Raw genomic sequence first — 16,709 nt, 5'->3', positions numbered from 1 at the left:
CGCCCGCGTCGACCAGCAGCTGGGCACCGGCGCGGGTGGCGACGTTGCCCGCGACGATGTCGGCGCGGGAGTTGGCCTTGAGCTTGGCGACCATGTCGGCCAGCCCGGCGGAGTGGCCGTGGGCGGTGTCCACGACGATGAAGTCGACCCCGGCCTCGACGAGCAGCTTGGCGCGCTCGGTGGCCTCGGGGCCCACGCCCACCGCGGCGCCCACGACGAGGCGGCCGTCGGCGTCCTTGGTGGCGTCGGGGTACTGCTCGCTCTTGATGAAGTCCTTGACGGTGATGAGGCCGCGCAAGCGGTTGTCGGCGTCCACCAGCGGGAGCTTCTCGACCTTGTGCTGGCGCAGCAGCTCGAAGGCGCGCTCGCGGCTGACGCCGACCGGGGCGGTGACCAGGTTCCGCGTGGTCATGACGTCGCGGACCAGGCGGCTGCGGTCGCTCTCGAACCGCATGTCGCGGTTGGTGACGATGCCCACCAGGCGGCTGGAGTCGTCGGTGACGGGGACGCCGGAGATCCGGTAGTGCGAACACAGGCGCTCGACGTCGGCGAGGGTGTCCTCGGGCTTGCAGGTGACCGGGTCGGTGACCATGCCCGCCTCGGAGCGTTTGACCAGGTCCACCTGGGCGGCCTGGTCCTCGGCGGAGAGGTTGCGGTGCAGCACCCCGGCGCCGCCCTGGCGGGCCATGGCGACGGCCATGCGGGCCTCGGTCACGGTGTCCATGGCGGCGGACAGCAGCGGGATGTTGAGGCCGATGTTGCGGGAGAGGCGGGTGGCGGTGGTCGCCTCGCCGGGCTGCATGTCGGAGTAGGCGGGCACGAGCAGCACGTCGTCGTAGGTCAACCCCGGCGGCAGCAGCTTGTCCCCGTAGTCGCCGATGTTCTCCTGACCCATGACACAACCTCCGCTGCTCGCTCCGGCACGCCGGCCCTCCGGCGCGCCCGCGCGGTGCTCGCCCCCGCGTGTCGTCTCATCCTAGGTCGTCGCCCCGGTCGTCTCGGGGGGAACGGAGCGTTCTCCCCGCCGCCGGGACGGGAAAGTGAGCAGTCTCACCGTTTGGGATGGGAGCGGGCGGGTGCGGCGGATCGGCCGCGGGCCGGGAAGAGCCCTGCCCAGGTCAACGCCGGTGGGCGTGCGGGTTCTTCCCGCCGCCCCGGTGGCGCGCGCCATGCCGCGGCCGTCGGAGGCGGAGGTCCGCGGCCGTCGGAGAGCGGGGATCGACGGGTCAGCGGTGGTCGCGCGGGGTGTGGCGGACGGGGCCCACGGCCCGGCAGGACACGTGCGCGCGGGGGCGGTCGGGACAGGGGCGGCGCCCGTCGCCCGGGCGCCCGGCGCGCTCAGGGGAGGAGGCGGTTCGCCACGGCCACCTGCCGAAGCCGAGCAATAGCCCGGTGCTGGGCGACCCGTACCGCACCCGCCGACATTCCAAGTACATGTCCCGTCTCATCCGCTGTCAGTCCTGCTATCACCCTCATGACCAGCAGCTGCCGCTGCTGTTCGGGGAGCTCGTCGAGCAGCTCCCGCGCGCGCTGGGCCTCGATGACCCGCACGGCGTACTCCTCCGGCCCGGGCGCCTCGTCGGGCCGGTCCGGGACGGTGTCGCTGGAGACCAGCTCCACCCGGCCCGCGCCCCGCAGGGTGTCGGCCACCTTGTGGGCGGCGATGCCGAAGACGAAGGAGGCGAAGGGGCGGCCCCGGTCCTGGTAGCGCGGGATCGCCGAGAGCAGGGCGATGCAGACCTCCTGGGCGACGTCGTCGGAGTAGTGCGCCAGCCCGGACACCCGCGCCAGCCGGGCACGGCAGTAGCGGACCACCATGGGCCGGACCTCGCGGAGCAGCGAGTCCATGGCGCCGTCCTCACCCCGGACCGCGCGCGAGCCCAAGTGGTTCAGGCCGGTGTCGCGCGACACGGGATCGGGTTCCCCCGCTGTTCCTGGCCGCTGCGCGGTAACGCCCCCCCGGGCGTTTGCATCCGTCACGCTAGTGATCATGCCCCGGTCCGCGGAGTTGACCGCTCCAATCGCCAACTACGGAATGGTTACGTTTTGGAAAATTCACCCGAAAACGGAACGGGGCGCGCGGTCAAACCCGAGGTCTGCGTGATAGTGCACACCTTCTGATCCCCCTGTGGACACGGGCGGTCGGCCCCCGCACACGGGCCAGCGGACCCCCGCGCACAGGCCGGTGGGCCGGCCGGGGAGCACCCCGGACCAGCCCACCGTCGGCGTCCGCGAACGGAACCCCTCACGGGGATCCGTCAGTGGCCGTGCCCGTGGCCGTCGTCGTCGCCCTCGTCCTCGGGCTTGTCCGCGACCAGCACCTCGGTGGTCAGCAGCATGCCCGCGATGGAGGCGGCGTTCTGCACGGCGGAGCGGGAGACCTTGACCGGGTCGATGATGCCCTCGGCGGTCAGGTCGCCGTAGGTGCCCTTGGCGGCGTTGTAGCCGTGGCCGACCTCCAGCTCGGAGATGCGGTGGACCACAACGAAGCCCTCGGCGCCGGCGTTCTCCGCGATCCAGCGGGCCGGCTGCACCAGGGCGCGGCGCACGATGCCCACGCCGGTGGCCTCGTCGCCGGTCAGGCCGAGGTCGTCCAGGGCCGTGGAGGCGTGTACCAGGGAGGCGCCGCCACCGGCGACGATGCCCTCCTCGATGGCCGCGCGGGTCGCCGAGATGGCGTCCTCCAGGCGGTGCTTCTTCTCCTTGAGCTCGACCTCGGTGGCCGCGCCCACGCGCAGCACCGAGACGCCGCCGGCCAGCTTGGCCAGGCGCTCCTGGAGCTTCTCGCGGTCCCAGTCGGAGTCGCTGGCCTCGATCTCCTTGCGGATCTGCGCGATCCGGTCGTTGACCTCGGACTGCTCGCCGGCGCCGTCGACCAGGGTGGTGGTGTCCTTGGTGATGGTGATGCGGCGGGCGTTGCCCAGCACGTCGATGTCGGCGTTCTCCAGGGTAAGGCCGACCTCCTCGGCGATGACCTGGCCGCCGGTGAGGACCGCGATGTCCTGGAGCATGGCCTTGCGGCGCTCGCCGAAGCCGGGCGCCTTGACCGCGGCGACGTTCAGGGTGCCGCGGATCTTGTTGAGCACCAGGGCGCCCAGGGCGTCGCCCTCGATGTCCTCGGCGATGATCAGCAGCGGCTTCTTGTTCTGGACGATCTTCTCCAGCAACGGCAGCAGCTCGTTGAGGTTGGAGATCTTGCCCTGGCTGATGAGGATCTGCGCGTCCTCCAGCACCGCCTCCTGGCGGTCGCCGTCGGTCACGAAGTAGGGCGAGATGTAGCCCTTGTCGAACTGCAGGCCCTCGGTGAACTCCAGGTCCAGCCCGAAGGTCGGGGACTCCTCGACGGTGATGACACCGTCCTTGCCGACCTTGTCGAACGCCTCGGCGATCAGGTCGCCGATCTGGGCGTCCTGGGCGGAGTTGGTGGCGACGTAGGCGATGTCCGCGCGCTCCTCGACGGGGCGGGCGCGCTCCAGCAGGATCTCGGACACCCGCGCGGCGGCGGCGTCGATGCCCTTCTTCAGGGACATCGGGGAGGCGCCGGCGGCGACGCTGCGCAGGCCCTCGCGGACCAGCGCCTGGGCCAGCACGGTGGCGGTGGTGGTGCCGTCGCCCGCGGCGTCGTTGGTCTTGGTGGCGACCTCCTTGACGAGCTGGGCGCCCAGGTTCTCGTGGGGGTCGTCCAGTTCGATCTCACGCGCGACGGTCACACCGTCGTTGGTGATGGTGGGGGCACCGAACTTCTTGTCGATGACGACGTTGCGGCCGCGCGGGCCCAGCGTCACCTTGACGGCGTCGGCGAGGCGGTCCACGCCCCGCTCAAGGGCGCGGCGGGCGTCGTCCTCGAACTCCAGGATCTTCGGCATTCCGGTTCTTCCTTGGTAGGCCTGGCCAAAAACGAACATCCCGCCCGCCCGGCGAGGTGCCGACCGGTGCGGGATGCGGAAACTGCTCCGTACCCGTGTGAACGGGCCGCGTCGAGAACTACTTCTCGACGACCGCGAGGAGGTCGCGGGCGGAGAGGACCAGGTACTCCTGGCCGTCGTACTTGACCTCGGTGCCGCCGTACTTGCTGTAGAGGACGACGTCGCCGACCTTCACGTCCAGCGGGATGCGCTTGTCACCCTCGTCGTCCCAGCGGCCCGGGCCCACCGCGAGGACCTCGCCCTCCTGGGGCTTCTCCTTGGCGGTGTCCGGGATGACCAGGCCGGAGGCGGTGGTCTGCTCGGCCTCCAGGGCCTTGACCACGACGCGGTCCTCGAGCGGCTTCAGCACGGTCTTGGTGGCGGTCGACACTGTGTGACCTCCCCCTTCAGGATTTCGGTGTCCAGTACGTCCGGTCCGGGCGTAGGAAGGCACGGACCGGCTGAGAAAAAGGGGCGACCGCGGCGGCCTGTCGTCGCGGGTGCCAGACCGGCCTCGTCGCGATTAGCACTCTACCCCTGAGAGTGCCAGAATGGAAATGTGACCGTGACCCCTGGTCAGCGGCGTTAACGGGACCGACCGCGAACGGCCCCGCCCCACCGTGGTGAAGGAGATCCATGCGCGTGCCCGCGTTCGAGGCCCTGCTGACCGACGCGGGCCGGGAGGTCCTGGCGTCGGTGGACGCCGAGGCGGCCGCGCGGGACGCGCTGACGGCGGCCTCCCGGTTGCGCGAGGATCCGCGGGTGGCCGCCCTCGACCCCGGCCTACCCGTTTCGGAGCTGGTGAACGCGGTCCTCACCCAGATTTCGCTGCGCGTTCGCGGACGGGCCAAGTTCGGGGAGCAGGCGGAGCGGATGTTCTTCACCCCGAACGGCCTGGAGCAGTCCACCCGCCGGTCGGTCGCCGAGTACCGGGCCGAGCGGGTGGCCAAGGCGCACGCGGGCCCGGCGGGCGACCTGTGCTGCGGGATCGGCGCGGACCTGCTGGCGCTGGCCGCCCGGGGGGTGGCGGTGGAGGGCGTGGAGCTGGACCCGGCGACCGCGGCGGTGGCCCGGGCCAACATCGCTGCGCTGGGGCTGGAGGACGTGGCGCGGGTGCGCGAGGGCGATGTCACGAAGGTCGTCCCGGGCGAGTACCCGCTGCTGGTGTGCGACCCGGCCCGGCGCGGCGGGCGCGGCCGGGTCTTCGACCCCGCCGCCTACTCCCCGCCCTGGGACGTGGCGGTGGCCCTGGCCGAGGGCGCGGAGGCGGCGTGCCTGAAGGCCGCCCCGGGCATCCCGCACGAGGCGCTGCCCGCGGGCGCGGACACCGAGTGGATCTCGGTGGACGGCGAGCTGAAGGAGGCGGCGCTGTGGTTCGGCGCGCTGGCCGGCGGGCCGCGGCGCCGGGCGACGGTGCTGTCCGAACGCGACGGCTCGCGCACGCACCTGGACGGGGACCCCGGCCTGGGCCCGGCGCCGGTCGCCCCGGCCCGCCGGTACCTGTACGACCCGGACCCGGCGGTGGTGCGCTCCCACCTGGTGGCCGAGGCGGCGGCCCGGGTGGACGGGGCGCTGCTGGACGAGCGGATCGCGTACTTCACCGCGGACACGGCGGTGCGCTCTGCGCTGTGGCGGGTGCTGGAGGTGGAGGAGGTGCTGCCCTTCTCCCTCAAACGGGTCAGGGCGGCGCTGCGCGAGCGCCGGGTGGGCACGGTGACGGTGATGAAGCGGGGGTCGGCGGTGGACACCGAGAAGCTGCGCCGCGACCTCCGGGCGTCCGGCCCGGAGGCGGCGACGGTGGTGCTCACCCGGGTCGGGGAGCGGCCCTTCGCGCTGGTGTGCCGAGAGCTTCCCTCACAGGAGCGCTGACCTGGGGTGATCACCCGGTGTGCCCGGGGGTGGAACGGTCACCCAGAGTAGGACCCGAGGTATCGGATCGTTATCTCACCCGACCGATATCTTTGGCCATCCCCTGGGGCGGGGGCGGTCCGGGTCGTTAGACTGGGCCCGCGATTCCCTCCCTTCTCATGGGTTCACCCGGAAGGCCCTGCGTGAGTGATCCGCGCCGCGGTTCGGTCGACGCTGGCCCTTTGCCTCACACGTATACGCACAGTCACACTCTGATCACATTGAGGCACGATCACCTGCGGGACCGCCGCCCGCCCGGGGACCATCGAGAACCCGACCTGCCCGGAACCACCGTCCATTCCCCCGGGCCAGGTGTCGGGAGCGCCAGAGAGAACAAGGAGCACCTCGGTGGAACAGAGCAATCACAACTTCCTCAACGGGGGAGGTCAGGCCGGGATCTCCGACCGCATGCGCGACCTGCTCTCCCAGGCTGCCCACGAGCACGACTCCGAGCAGAAGTCGCAGGGTGCGGTCACCGAGGAGATGCGCCAGCGCCTGGAGGGCATGGAGTGGCTCCTGCGTGAGTTGCGCGAGCGCGAGCTCACCGCCCTGGCCGAGTCGCTCACCGCGGTCAACGGCCGCATCGACGACTTCCTGGCCCGCCCGCCGGAATGGGCCGAGACCCTCGCCGAGCACATCGAGGTCGTCGGCCGCCAGGTCAAGCCGCTGTCGGACATGCCGTCCCTGCGCGCGGACACCCACCGCATCGCCGGGCACCTGGACACCGCGCTCACCCGCTTGCAGCGCATGTCGGAGACCGGGAACCGCACCGCCGAGCAGGTCGGCGAGCTGGGCGAGAAGCTGACCGCCCTGTCGGAGTCCTTCGAGACCCGGCTGGACGCCCTCGACGGCGCCCTGTCCGCGCTCAGCACCCGGACCGAGGCCGTGGAGGCCTCGCTCACCGCGCTGTCCGAGGCCTCCGGCACCCGGCACACCGAGCTCGCCGAGGCGCTGGCCGAGAACCGCACCGCCCTCACCGAGGCGGTGTCCGGCGCCCGTGAGGAGCTGGCCACGGCCGTCACCGAGGGGCGCACCGCCCTCACCGACGCCCTGGGCGAGGCCCGCACCGCCCTGGCGGAGCAGGCCGACACCAAGGCCGGGGAGCTGGCCGAGGCCGTGACCGAGGCCCGCACCGCGCTCACCGAGCAGAGCGACGCCAAGGCGGCCGAGCTCACCGAGGCCGTCACGGGGGCCCGCGAGGAGCTGGCCACGGCCGTGGCCGAGGGGCGCACCGCCCTCACCGAGGCGCTGGGCGAGGCCCGCGCCGCGCTCACGGACGCGCTGGGCGAGGCCCGCACCGACCTGGGCGAGCGCACCGACGGGCTGCGCACGGCCCTCACCGAGCAGGCCGACGCCAAGGCGGCCGAGCTCACCGAGGCCGTGTCCGGCGCCCACGAGGAGCTGTCCACCACCCTGGCCGAGAAGCACGAGGCCCTGCTCACGCGCCTCCAGGAGAACACCGGCGAGCTGAACGGCGAGCTGTCCGCCCTGGCCGCCGCCGCGGGCGAGCGGCACGACGCGCTCGTCGAGCGCCACGAGGCGCTGGCCGCCAGACTCGCCGAGGACGTCACCCAGCTGACGACCCTGGCCGAGGAGAACCACGCCGAGGCCACCGCCGCCGTCGCCGACGCCACCGGCGCCGTCGGCGCCCTGCGCAAGGACCACGAGACCTCCCTCCAGGACCTGCGCACCCACCTGCGCCAGCGCCTGTCCGAGCTGGACGAGCAGCTGGAGCTGGGTCGGACCGAGGCGCGCGAGCGCTCCGAGGCGGCCGCCGAGCGGATGAGCGCGTCGTTCACCGAGCGCACCGACTCCCTCGCCGCGCGGATCTCCGAGGACGCCGAACGGGTCGCCACCGGGTTCGAGGACCTGCGCACGTTCGTGGCCGAGACCTCCGCCCGCCTGGCCACCGACGCCGAGGACCGGTCGCAGACCCTCACCGAGGCGCTCACCGAGCAGGTCGAGGCGCACCGCACCGCCCTGGACGAGCGGCTGGAGCGCAACCGCGAGGCCCTCACCTCCAAGGTGGACGGGCACCTCACCCAGATCACCGGCAAGGTCGACCACGAGCTGGGCCGCCTCACCGACCGCTTCGACACCTTCGAGGGGCACTTCGAAGGCCAGTTCGAGGGCATGGAAGGCAAGATCGACCGGATCGACGGCCGGATGGACGGCATCAACGGCCGCCTGGACGGCATCGACGGCCGGGTCAACGGCGTCGAGGGCCAGTTCGAGGGCGTCAGCGGGCACTTCGACGGCGTCGACGGCCGCCTGGAGGCCGTGGACGACCGGCTGGAGGCGCTCAACCAGCGCCTCAACCAGCTCCCGCAGACCATGGAGGTCAGCGAGCTGCACCGCCGCCTGACCCAGCTGGTGGACCGCCCGCAGATCGACCACGGCGACAAGCTCGCCGAGATCGACGAGCACGTCACCTCGGCGGTCGCCCCGGTGCTGCGCGAGCTGAAGCAGCGCCCTGACCGGCACGAGCTGGAGGAGACCGTCACCGAGGCGGTCGAGAACTCCCACGACGACATCACCAAGCGGTTCGCCTCCCTGGAGGAGACGGTGCTCGCCCTGGCCGAGGCGCTGCTGCGCCCGGGCCGCGAGGGGGCTCCCACCCCCAAGCGCAAGCGCCGCCGCGACGAGGACGATGACGACGAGTAGGCCGCCGCACCGATAGGCCGCCGCACCGGCGCGTGTGCGGGAATCGCGATGGGGGGCGGGGGCGCCGATGGCACCCCCGCCCTCCGCGTTCACACGGGTGCGGCTCCCGAGCCCCGGGTCAGGCCTGGAGCATGTCCAGGTAGTGGGCGTTGTACATGACGCCGAGGACGTTGCCGAAGGGGTCGACCACGGACGCGGTCACGAAGCCCTCGCCGCGGACGGTGAGCGGTTCGTACTCCTCGGCGCCCAGTTCCAGCAGCCGGGCCAGGGCCGCCTCGACGTCGTCGACGTGCCAGTACACGACCGTGCCGCCCGGGCCGGGGCGCGCGGCCGGGGGTGCGTAGCGGCGGTCGGCGATGCCGAGTTCGTGCTGGTGGTCGCCGATCCGGAACTCGATGTACCCGGGCGGCAGGCCGTTGCCGGGGCGCTCGAAGTAGGGGTCGGTGCCCAGGAGGCCGGTGTACCAGCGGGCCGCCTCGGCGACGTCGTCGGCCCACAGGGTGACGGTGGTGAGTCCGCGCAGCATGGTCGTCCCTTCGTCGGTCGATGGGGACGACGCTACGGGGAGTGGAGGACGGGTTCGGTCCTCTACTCCCCGGGGACAGGGTCACGGCGTGAAGACGACCTTGCCGAACAGCCCGCCGTCGGCCATCGCCCGGAAGCCCTCGGCGGCCCGGTCCAGTGGCAGCACCCGGTCGATCACCGGCCGCAGGCCGGTCCGGGCGCACATCTCGATCAGGCCCGCCAGCTCGTCGCGGGTGCCCATGGTGGAGCCGATGACCTTCAACTGGAGGAAGAACACCCGGGTCAGCTCGGCCGGCGGGGCGTCGCCGCTGGTGGCGCCGCAGATGATGACGGCCCCGCCCGGTTTGAGGGAGCGCACCGAGTGCGCCCAGGTGGCCTGGCCCACCGACTCGAACACCGCGTCCACCCGCTCGGGCAGCCGCTCGCCGGTCGGCACCGCCGCGTAGGCGCCCAGTTCCAGGGCCTTCTTGCGCTTGCCCTCGTCCCGGCTGGTCACGTACACCCGGTGTCCGGCCCGCACGGCGAGTTCGATCAGCGCCACGGACACGCCGCCGCCCGCGCCCTGCACGAGGACCGTCGAACCGGGCAGCAGGCCCGCCTTGCCGAACAGCATGCTGTAGGCGGTCAGCCAGGCCGTGGGCAGGCAGGAGGCCTCCTCGAAGGACAGCTCGGGCGGCTTGGGCAGCAGGTTGGCCCGGGGCACGAGCAGGCGTTCGGCGAAGGTGCCGTCGTACTTCTCGGACAGGATCGTGGGGCGGCCCACGCCGTCCTCGACCACGCCGTGGACGATGACCTCGTTGCCGTCCTCGTCGGTCCCGGCGGCGTCGCAGCCCAGGATCATCGGGAGGCGGTCGGCGGGCAGGCCCACCCCGCGCAGGCTCCACAGGTCGTGGTGGTTGAGGGAGGCGGCCTTGACGTCGACCACCGCCCAGCCCTCGCGGGGCTCGGGGTCGGGGCGCTCGCCGGCTTCGAGGGCGGAGAGGGGGTCGTCGAAGGAGGAGCGTGCTGCTGTGATCGCGAACATGCCGGTAGTCGACCACATTCACCGAACCGAGTTCTAGTCCCCGCGCGGGATCGTTCCCCGCCGGGAGGAGCGCACCAGGGCCGCCCCGGCCGCGGCCGCGTCGGCCGTGCTGGTGGCCCTGCCGCTCGCCGGACCGGTCTCCCCGCACGCGTGAGCCCGGGAGGAGGCGGCGCGCCGCCGCGCCGACGAGGAGCGCCTGCACATCGCGCGGGAGCTGCACGATTCGCTGACCCACCAGACCTCGGTGATCAAGGTGCAGGCCGGGGCCGCCGTCCACCTGGCCCGCAAGCGGGGCGAGGAGGTGCCCGCGTCCCTGCCGGCGATCCAGGAGGCCGGGCGCGAGGCAGCCCGGGAGCTGCGGGCGACCCTATCGCCACCCACGACCGGGCGGTGGTGGAGGCCTGCGGGCGCGAGATCTCCCTGGTCCGCACGGGGGTCTGAGCCCCGTCCCCTGTGCCCTATGCCCCGCGCCCCGGGGGGAACGGCGGCGACCGCCTTCCCGGGTGCTGTCACCGGCTTCCCGGGTGCTGTCACATCCGGGCGCCCCGTGGTGTCATTCCTGTGACGGTGGCGAGCGCACGGGGGCAGAGGGGGCCATGGTGTCGATCCTGGTGACGGGTGGGACCGGCAGGCTCGGGCGGGCGGTGGTGCGGCGGCTGGCCGCCGAGGGCGCCGCCGGCGGCTCCGACCCCGCCGAGGTCCGGGTGCTGACGCGGCGGGCGGCCGACCCCGGAGGGCACGAACCGTTCCGGCGGATGGTCGGGGACCTGTCGACCGGCGCCGGCCTGGCCGCCGCCGTCGACGGCGCGACCACGGTCCTGCACTGCGCCACCACCAACGGGCGGCGCGACGTCGAGACGACCCGGCGGCTCGTCGACGCGGCCCGCCGGACCGGCCGGGACCCGCACCTCGTGTACGTCTCGATCGTCGGCGTCGACCGCATCGGCCTCCCCTACTACCGCGCCAAGCTGGCCGCCGAACACCTCGTCTCCGGCTCCGGACTGCCGTGGACGGTCCTGCGCGCCACCCAGTTCCACGAGCTGCTGGCCGCCGTCTTCTCCCTCCAGCGTTGGTCACCGGTCACGCTGGCCGTGCGGGGCTTCCGGTTCCAGCCGATCGACACCCGCGACGTGGCGGCCCGGCTGGCCGAAATCGTCGCCGCGGGCCCCGCCGGACGGGCCGCGGACATCGGCGGACCCGAGGTCCTCGGCATGGACGAGCTCGCCCGGCTGCACCTGGCCGCGCACCACCGGCGGCGGCGCGTCGTCCAGGTGCGCGTACCCGGCGCGGTCGCCCGGCAGTACGCCGCCGGGCACAACCTGACGCCGCGGAACGCGTTCGGGACGATCACCTTCGAGCGGTTCCTCGCCGGGGAGGCCGGGCGATGACGGGCGTGCGAGCGGGAGCGGTACGCGGCGGGCTGGTGTTCCTCGCCGGGGTGTGCGCCGTGCTGGCCGCCGTCATCTTCCTGTGGCCCGCCGAGTTCCACACCCTGCGCTGGGTCAACCTGGGCATGCCGTACAACCCCCACCTGCTGCTGGACTACGGCGCCAAGAACCTGGCCGTCGCGGTCTTCCTCGGGGGCGCCGCGGTGTCCATGCACCCCGCCTTCGTCCGCACCGCCCTGGCCGCCTACGCGGCCTGGGCGGTCGCGCACCTCCTCATCCACCTGCGCTACCGCGCCCACTTCGCCGACCACGCCTCCGCCGCCGACGCGAACCTCCTGGTCGCGGTCCTCGGCGTCGCCGCCCTGCTCCCCCTGGCCCTGCTGGCCCTCACCTTCTCGCGCGGGCCGTCAGGCGGCCGATGAGGCCCACCAGCCGTTCGGCCGTCGCCGCCTCCGGGTCGCTGAGGTGCAGCAGCAGCAGTTCCCGCCCCGCGGCCTGGACCATGCGCGCGGAGTACTCCGGGTCCGGCAGGTCCGGGTACGCCGCGGTGAGCCCGTCCCGCAGGAACCTCCGCAGCTCGGCCTGGGCGGCCTCCAGCCGAACGTGCAGCCGGGGCGGCGCCCCCTGCGGCGGCGCCAGGAAGAGCCGCCACGCCGCCGGGTGGGCGTCCACCGCGGCGAGCACCCCCGCGAAGGTCTCGGTGAACGGCTCCGCGTCGGCGCGCCGCCCCGCCACCACCGCCTGGAAGTCGGCCGCGACCCGCTCCGCCTCCCGGTCGATGAGCGCGACGAACAGCCCGGGCAGGTCGCCGAACTGCTGGTAGATCACCGGCCGGGTGATCCCCGCGGTCTCCGCGATGCGCTGCGGTGTGGCGGCGTGGAAACCCTCGGCGTCGACGATGGCGTGCGCGGCGTCGAGGATCCGCTCCCGGCGTTCGGGCCCGGTGATCCGGCGCCGCTTCCTCTTGTCCATGGACACCACCATAACTTACAGTTTGTAAGTAGGAGCCCGACGGACGGAGGACCAGTGGTCATCGGTCGGCACTACCCCGAACTCGCCGAACGCGTTCGCAGCCAGCACGCGTTGCAACCCGACCTCTACGGCGACGTCGACTTCGACACGCCCCCGTACCGGTTCACCGCCGACCCCGACGCCCGTACCGCCCTGCCCGCGTGGGTCGCCGACCGCGGGGAACTACTGGAGGACACCCGGCTCGTCGAGCTGGTCCGCACGGCCACCCTGCTCGGCGACGTCGTCGCCGACCCCTACGCCTCCCTGCTGCCGCGCCACGGCGTGCCCGGGCTGATCGGCATGCTCCGCCGGGCCTGCCGCGAGGGCGTCGACGCCGTGCCCGACGCCCCGCCGGAGCTGCGCGCCCTCATCGGCGCGATGGAGGACACCCCCGACTGGGTCGACCTGGACCTGGTCGAGGAGGGCGCCCGGCACGCGCGGGTCAGCGCGGCCTTCCTGTCGCCGTTCATCACCCGCGGCGCCTTCCTGGCCACCTTCCTCAACACCTACGCCGCGCTGCCCATGGTCATCACCGGCGCCCTGTCCGGGCGGCGGGCGGCGGTGCGGGTCAACGAGACCGCGTGCTTCTTCGCCGAGACCACCCTCCCGTTCGCCATGAGACGCGACGGCCCGGGGTTCGAGTCGGCCGCGATGGTGCGGCTGATGCACTCGGTGGTCCGCTACAACGCGCTGCGCCGCTCCGAGCTCTGGGACCGCGAGGTCTTCGGCGTCCCCGCGCCGCAGATCGACCAGATGCCCGCGGGCATGATCAACATGTACCTGCTGGCGATGGCGGCCCGGCGCCGCGGCCGCACCGGGTTCAACGGGCGCGAGCGGGCCCTGCTGGAGTTCAGCCGCTACCGCTGCTTCCTGCTGGGCCTGCCGGAGGAGCTGCTGCCCACCACGGTCGAGGGCGTCATCGGGATCTTCCACTCCCGGGCCGCGCTGCTGCGCCACGACTTCGACGAACGCTGCCGGGCACTCGTCGACTCCACGATGGCCGCCTACCTGCGGCCCGGCCGGACCCTGTTCGACCGGGCGGCCGACGCGGTGGAACGGAGCTGGAGCGCGGCGTTCTTCGTCTCGTTCTGCGGCGGTGACCGGGCGGCCGCCGCCCGCCTGGGCGCGCCCTTGCGTGCTCCCGACATCCTCCGTGTGGGCCTCACCACCCCGTTCGTCCTCGGACGGTTCACCGCCCTCACCTGGGCGAGCCGCCGCCCCGGCCTGCAACGGGCCGCCGACGCCTACACCCGGCGCGTCCTCGCCAAGCGCCTGGCCACCTACGGCAAGCCCGAGTACACCACGGGCACCCACCACGACTGAGCGGTGCGCGTGACCCGTCAGAGGGTGTCGGCGATCAGGGCGTGGAGGGCGTCGGCCCTCTCCGAGGGGTCGCCGTCCCACTGCCCGGGGGACCAGGGGAGCCGGGTTCCGTCCACGAGCAGTCTGCGGGCCTCCAGGGCGTCCCCGACCACGACAACGACCTCGGCCGCCCCCGGTCCGACCGGCGCGGCGAAGCGGGCCGAGCCCCTCGCCCGTCAGCGGGCGAAGCGCTTGAGCGGCTCGGTGTCCAGCACGACCCCGGTACCGGGGACCGGAACGGCCTCGCCGCAGGGGTGGATGCTCTGGTCCAGGTACCGGCCCTCGACAGGGCGGCTGTGGACCACGACGGCGTTGGTGTCGCGGTCCACCAGAAGGTGGACACCGACGCCGGTCGCCGCGTAGGCGGCGGGCTTCTCGACGCGGTCGCGGGCGTGGGTGTCGACATCCCACGAGGTCACCTCGACCACGGCGAGGACACCCTCGGGATCGGCCCATTCGCCGGCCTCGTCGAACTGGCCGACCGGTGCGAGGACCCCGTCGGGCCGGGCCCGCCCGTTTCGGTAGGTGTCGACCTTGAGCCCCAACCCGCTGGTGGTGAGGTCGAGGTCGGGGCGGTGGGCGATGAACTCGCGCATCAGCCAGGTGAGGATTCCGGCGTGCGCCCCGTCGGTCACCTTGTGAACCCAGACCTTCCCGTTGAACATCTCCATGCACACGCGGTCGGCCTCGAACGCCTGCTCCGCGAGGTCTTCGAACAGCTCAGAGCTCATCGGGAGCGCCGGGGTCCCCGGGGGCGGGCGGTGTTCGGCGATGGTCATGGGGCTCCCTCAGCGGCGCCGGTGATGATGTCGACGTGGACCCGGTCTTCAGTGTAGGCACACGAAGGCGGTCCGCGCAGGACGAACGCCGAACAGCCCACCGCGGCGATCACCACACCCGCGAGCACAGCCGCGCCCCACCTGCCGTCCACCACATCACTCCTCGGAAAGCGCGTCCGCGAGGACCTCATCCAGGACCGAGACCATGATCCGGGGATCACCCTCCCACTCGTCCAGCGCCACGGGCAGGCGCCCCTCGACCAGGAGGTTCCTCTCCTCCAGTACAGCAACCCCGACCACACCCTCCTCCAGCATCCGGTGCCCACTCCGCAGGATCAGGCGCGCCCTCGCGTCCTGGCGGTCCTGCGCCACGACCACCAGCGAGGGCGGTCGATCGTCCGCGGCCGGTTCCGGGAGGTAGGCACTGGCGCGTGCCCGGCAACCTCGCGCTTCCGCCTCCGACCTGAGTTGCATCGCCTTTAGTGACCACCTCGGGCGAGCGTATCCAGCATCTGTTGGGCCTCGTCGGGGATCCGCGGCGGCGCTTGGATCCTCTGGCCACCGAGGCTGATCGTCGCGGTGCGCAGCGGGCGCAGCGTCTTGACGATCGAGGCGATGCTCGCCCCGGTCAGGGCCTGAGCCCGGCGGGCCACGGCCAAGGCCGCGAACACGATGGTCAGGTGCGCCTCGATGCTCTCGCGCAGCCGGTGGAAGACAGGGCGGGCGGCCAGGTCGGACTTGGCCATGCGGAAGGACCGCTCGACCTGGTAGAGGTCGTGGTAGGCGGCCACGACCTGTTCGCCGGTCATCACCTCAACGCCGATGTTGGTGACGTAGCCCTTCAGCCCGGCCGCGAAGCGGGCCCGCTCCACCAGGTCCCAGTCCACGCCCTTGGACGCGCCGGTGACCTTGACGAACCGGTCCTTCTTCAGCGGCCTCTCACCGCAGGCCACGGCCTCGGCCCGGGTGATCATCGCGTTGATCGCCCGGTTGTCGTGCTGGAAGCGGGAGAACGAGTACTGATAGACGACCCGGCGCTGCCGGACCTTCTTGCCGGTACCCATGCGGCGGATGGTCTCGATCGTCTGCCCGTCGGTGAAGTGGTTACCTCGGGTTTCGAGGTATTCGGCCAGGTCGTAAGGGGTCTTGGCGGAGCGGGAGCCCACGATGAACGAAAACCCGGCCTCCTCCAGGGCCAGTAGGTTCGCCGCTGAGAGCATGCCCGCGTCGGCGACCACGACGATGTCCGTCTCGGGGTGGGCCCGGCGGAACTCGGTCAGCACCGGCACGAGCGTGGTGGTCTCGGCCTTATTGCCCTCGAACAGGTGCACCGCCAGAGGGAACCCGGACGTGTCCGTGAGCAGACCGACGGTGACCTGCGGATCGACCCGCCGCTCCTTACTCATCCCGACCTTGCGCAACCGGTCTTCGCGGTCGGTTTCGAAGTGGAGGGTGGTGACGTCGTAGAGCACCATCGCCACCGGCCCGGACGCGGTGAGGTGCTGGTAGCAGGCGTGGGCGATCGCGGTGCGGTAGTCGCGTTCGACGGCGCGTTTCAGGCAGCGGCCGATCGTGGCCCGGGAAGGCGCCCAGACGCCGAGTTCTCCCAGGACGCGGATGGTGTCGACCTTGCTGGCCGGTTCCACGATCCGTCCCAGGACGAGGGCTTTGAAGGCGTCGTCGGACACCGTGTCGAACCCCAGGCGGGAGTACACCCCCGACAGTGCTTCCCACAGCACGGTCGAGCTCGTCGACTCCGCGATGGGGGTCCCCACTCCGGCCACGGGTGTGGCGGTCGGCTTCTTCGAGGCCGGCTCATCGCTGGTCTGGGCCAGTCCCAGGTCGAGGACGCCTTGGCCCTGGTGGAGTTTCTCCTGGGCGGCGTGCAGCAGCAGGGCGAGCTGGGCGGCATCGTGGGCGGACCCGATGTGGTCGATGCCCGTGACGCGTCGGCCGCGTTTGTGCACGATCTGTACCGCTGTTGCTCCGGAGGCGGTCTTCACCCGCCGTACGAACGATCCCACGGCTTCCATCCTGGCCTGCCCGCCGCCGGTTAGTAACCACAATCGACCCCTGCGGGCCGGGGAACCACAGGTCAGAGAGCTACGGAATCATCGGTCCCCACGGGGTGATGCAACTCAGG

At 72.5% G+C, this 16,709-nt stretch carries 17 protein-coding genes; 6 read left to right on the top strand and 11 right to left on the bottom strand.

All coding sequences use genetic code 11. The features are described 5' to 3' along the window. The 4 genes from guaB to groES form a co-directional block, all read right to left on the bottom strand. On the bottom strand, positions 1-895 hold an 895-nt coding region (gene guaB / locus ACJOT3_RS24025; protein WP_406975363.1), incomplete at its 3' end, for an IMP dehydrogenase. A 443-nt stretch (positions 896-1,338) separates the two neighbouring features. Next, on the bottom strand, positions 1,339-1,893 hold the full coding sequence (locus ACJOT3_RS24020) for a sigma-70 family RNA polymerase sigma factor (protein ID WP_406975364.1): 555 nt from the start codon (positions 1,891-1,893) through the stop codon (positions 1,339-1,341). A gap of 365 nt (positions 1,894-2,258) precedes the next feature. Continuing rightward, a complete protein-coding gene (groL, locus tag ACJOT3_RS24015) occupies positions 2,259-3,866 on the bottom strand; it encodes a chaperonin GroEL (RefSeq protein WP_406975362.1) in 1,608 nt (535 codons plus the stop codon). Between the two features lie 118 nt (positions 3,867-3,984). After that, complete coding sequence (gene groES / locus ACJOT3_RS24010; protein WP_073376999.1) at positions 3,985-4,296, bottom strand: co-chaperone GroES; 312 nt, start codon at positions 4,294-4,296, stop codon at positions 3,985-3,987. Between the two features lie 245 nt (positions 4,297-4,541). Here groES and ACJOT3_RS24005 point away from each other — a divergent pair, with 245 nt between their 5' ends. After that, positions 4,542-5,774 (top strand): THUMP-like domain-containing protein, encoded by a 1,233-nt coding sequence (locus ACJOT3_RS24005; protein WP_406975361.1) that lies wholly within the window; start codon positions 4,542-4,544, stop codon positions 5,772-5,774. Between the two features lie 387 nt (positions 5,775-6,161). Then, on the top strand, positions 6,162-8,477 hold the full coding sequence (locus ACJOT3_RS24000; RefSeq protein WP_406975360.1) for an apolipoprotein A-IV repeat region-like domain-containing protein: 2,316 nt from the start codon (positions 6,162-6,164) through the stop codon (positions 8,475-8,477). Positions 8,478-8,595: 118 nt separating this feature from the next. Here the strand turns inward: ACJOT3_RS24000 and ACJOT3_RS23995 are convergent, their stop codons facing one another. Next, a complete protein-coding gene (locus ACJOT3_RS23995) occupies positions 8,596-9,003 on the bottom strand; it encodes a VOC family protein (protein ID WP_406975359.1) in 408 nt (135 codons plus the stop codon). Positions 9,004-9,084: 81 nt separating this feature from the next. Continuing rightward, on the bottom strand, positions 9,085-10,026 hold the full coding sequence (locus tag ACJOT3_RS23990; protein ID WP_406975358.1) for a zinc-binding dehydrogenase: 942 nt from the start codon (positions 10,024-10,026) through the stop codon (positions 9,085-9,087). Positions 10,027-10,270: 244 nt separating this feature from the next. Here ACJOT3_RS23990 and ACJOT3_RS23985 point away from each other — a divergent pair, with 244 nt between their 5' ends. Genes ACJOT3_RS23985 through ACJOT3_RS23975 form a run of 3 tightly spaced genes read left to right on the top strand, consistent with a single transcriptional unit; the run spans position 10,271 to position 11,836 of the window. Then, positions 10,271-10,591 carry a histidine kinase dimerization/phosphoacceptor domain-containing protein gene (locus ACJOT3_RS23985; RefSeq protein WP_406975357.1) on the top strand — a complete coding sequence of 107 codons (321 nt, stop codon included), beginning with the start codon at positions 10,271-10,273 and terminating at the stop codon, positions 10,589-10,591. Positions 10,592-10,622: 31 nt separating this feature from the next. Beyond that, positions 10,623-11,414, top strand: a complete 792-nt coding sequence (locus tag ACJOT3_RS23980) for an SDR family oxidoreductase (RefSeq protein WP_406975356.1) — start codon at positions 10,623-10,625, stop codon at positions 11,412-11,414. Continuing rightward, positions 11,411-11,836, top strand: a complete 426-nt coding sequence (locus ACJOT3_RS23975) for a hypothetical protein (RefSeq protein WP_406975355.1) — start codon at positions 11,411-11,413, stop codon at positions 11,834-11,836. The genes ACJOT3_RS23980 and ACJOT3_RS23975 overlap by 4 nt, the downstream gene beginning before the upstream one ends. On the opposite strand, the gene ACJOT3_RS23970 is transcribed toward ACJOT3_RS23975, so the two are convergent. Next, on the bottom strand, positions 11,802-12,386 hold the full coding sequence (locus tag ACJOT3_RS23970; RefSeq protein WP_406975354.1) for a TetR/AcrR family transcriptional regulator: 585 nt from the start codon (positions 12,384-12,386) through the stop codon (positions 11,802-11,804). The genes ACJOT3_RS23975 and ACJOT3_RS23970 overlap by 35 nt on opposite strands. A 54-nt stretch (positions 12,387-12,440) precedes the next feature. On the opposite strand from ACJOT3_RS23970, the gene ACJOT3_RS23965 reads away from it, so the two are divergent. Further along, positions 12,441-13,748: a DUF2236 domain-containing protein gene (locus tag ACJOT3_RS23965; protein WP_406975353.1), complete on the top strand. Its 1,308-nt coding sequence runs from the start codon at positions 12,441-12,443 to the stop codon at positions 13,746-13,748. A gap of 17 nt (positions 13,749-13,765) precedes the next feature. Here ACJOT3_RS23965 and ACJOT3_RS23960 read toward each other — a convergent pair whose 3' ends face one another. The 4 genes from ACJOT3_RS23960 to ACJOT3_RS23945 form a co-directional block, all read right to left on the bottom strand. After that, the gene (locus ACJOT3_RS23960) at positions 13,766-13,900 is read right to left on the bottom strand and encodes a hypothetical protein (protein ID WP_406975352.1); all 135 of its coding nucleotides are present in this window, start codon (positions 13,898-13,900) and stop codon (positions 13,766-13,768) included. A gap of 63 nt (positions 13,901-13,963) precedes the next feature. Further along, on the bottom strand, positions 13,964-14,566 hold the full coding sequence (locus ACJOT3_RS23955; RefSeq protein WP_406975351.1) for a Uma2 family endonuclease: 603 nt from the start codon (positions 14,564-14,566) through the stop codon (positions 13,964-13,966). 156 nt (positions 14,567-14,722) lie between these two features. Further along, entirely contained in the window at positions 14,723-14,938 is a 216-nt protein-coding gene (locus ACJOT3_RS23950; protein ID WP_406975350.1) for a hypothetical protein, read from the bottom strand. Between the two features lie 107 nt (positions 14,939-15,045). Continuing rightward, positions 15,046-16,590: an IS1634 family transposase gene (locus tag ACJOT3_RS23945; RefSeq protein WP_406975349.1), complete on the bottom strand. Its 1,545-nt coding sequence runs from the start codon at positions 16,588-16,590 to the stop codon at positions 15,046-15,048. Between the last annotated feature and the right edge of the window lie 119 nt (positions 16,591-16,709).

The sequence above is a fragment of the Nocardiopsis protaetiae genome (assembly GCF_045446735.1).
Classification (GTDB): Bacteria; Actinomycetota; Actinomycetes; order Streptosporangiales; family Streptosporangiaceae; genus Nocardiopsis; species Nocardiopsis protaetiae.
The sequence above is the reverse complement of the archived record's forward strand: the minus strand, read 5'-3'. Positions and strand labels throughout refer to the sequence as shown.

Excerpts from the sequence above, each read along its gene's own strand:
- groL (WP_406975362.1), bottom strand. The coding sequence starts at position 3,866 with ATGCCGAAGATCCTGGAGTTCGAGGACGACGCCCGCCGCGCCCTTGAG.
- ACJOT3_RS24005 (WP_406975361.1), top strand. The coding sequence starts at position 4,542 with ATGCGCGTGCCCGCGTTCGAGGCCCTGCTGACCGACGCGGGCCGGGAG.
- ACJOT3_RS23995 (WP_406975359.1), bottom strand. The coding sequence starts at position 9,003 with ATGCTGCGCGGACTCACCACCGTCACCCTGTGGGCCGACGACGTCGCC.
- ACJOT3_RS23990 (WP_406975358.1), bottom strand. The coding sequence starts at position 10,026 with ATGTTCGCGATCACAGCAGCACGCTCCTCCTTCGACGACCCCCTCTCC.
- ACJOT3_RS23980 (WP_406975356.1), top strand. The coding sequence starts at position 10,623 with ATGGTGTCGATCCTGGTGACGGGTGGGACCGGCAGGCTCGGGCGGGCG.
- ACJOT3_RS23975 (WP_406975355.1), top strand. The coding sequence starts at position 11,411 with ATGACGGGCGTGCGAGCGGGAGCGGTACGCGGCGGGCTGGTGTTCCTC.
- ACJOT3_RS23970 (WP_406975354.1), bottom strand. The coding sequence starts at position 12,386 with ATGGACAAGAGGAAGCGGCGCCGGATCACCGGGCCCGAACGCCGGGAG.
- ACJOT3_RS23955 (WP_406975351.1), bottom strand. The coding sequence starts at position 14,566 with ATGACCATCGCCGAACACCGCCCGCCCCCGGGGACCCCGGCGCTCCCG.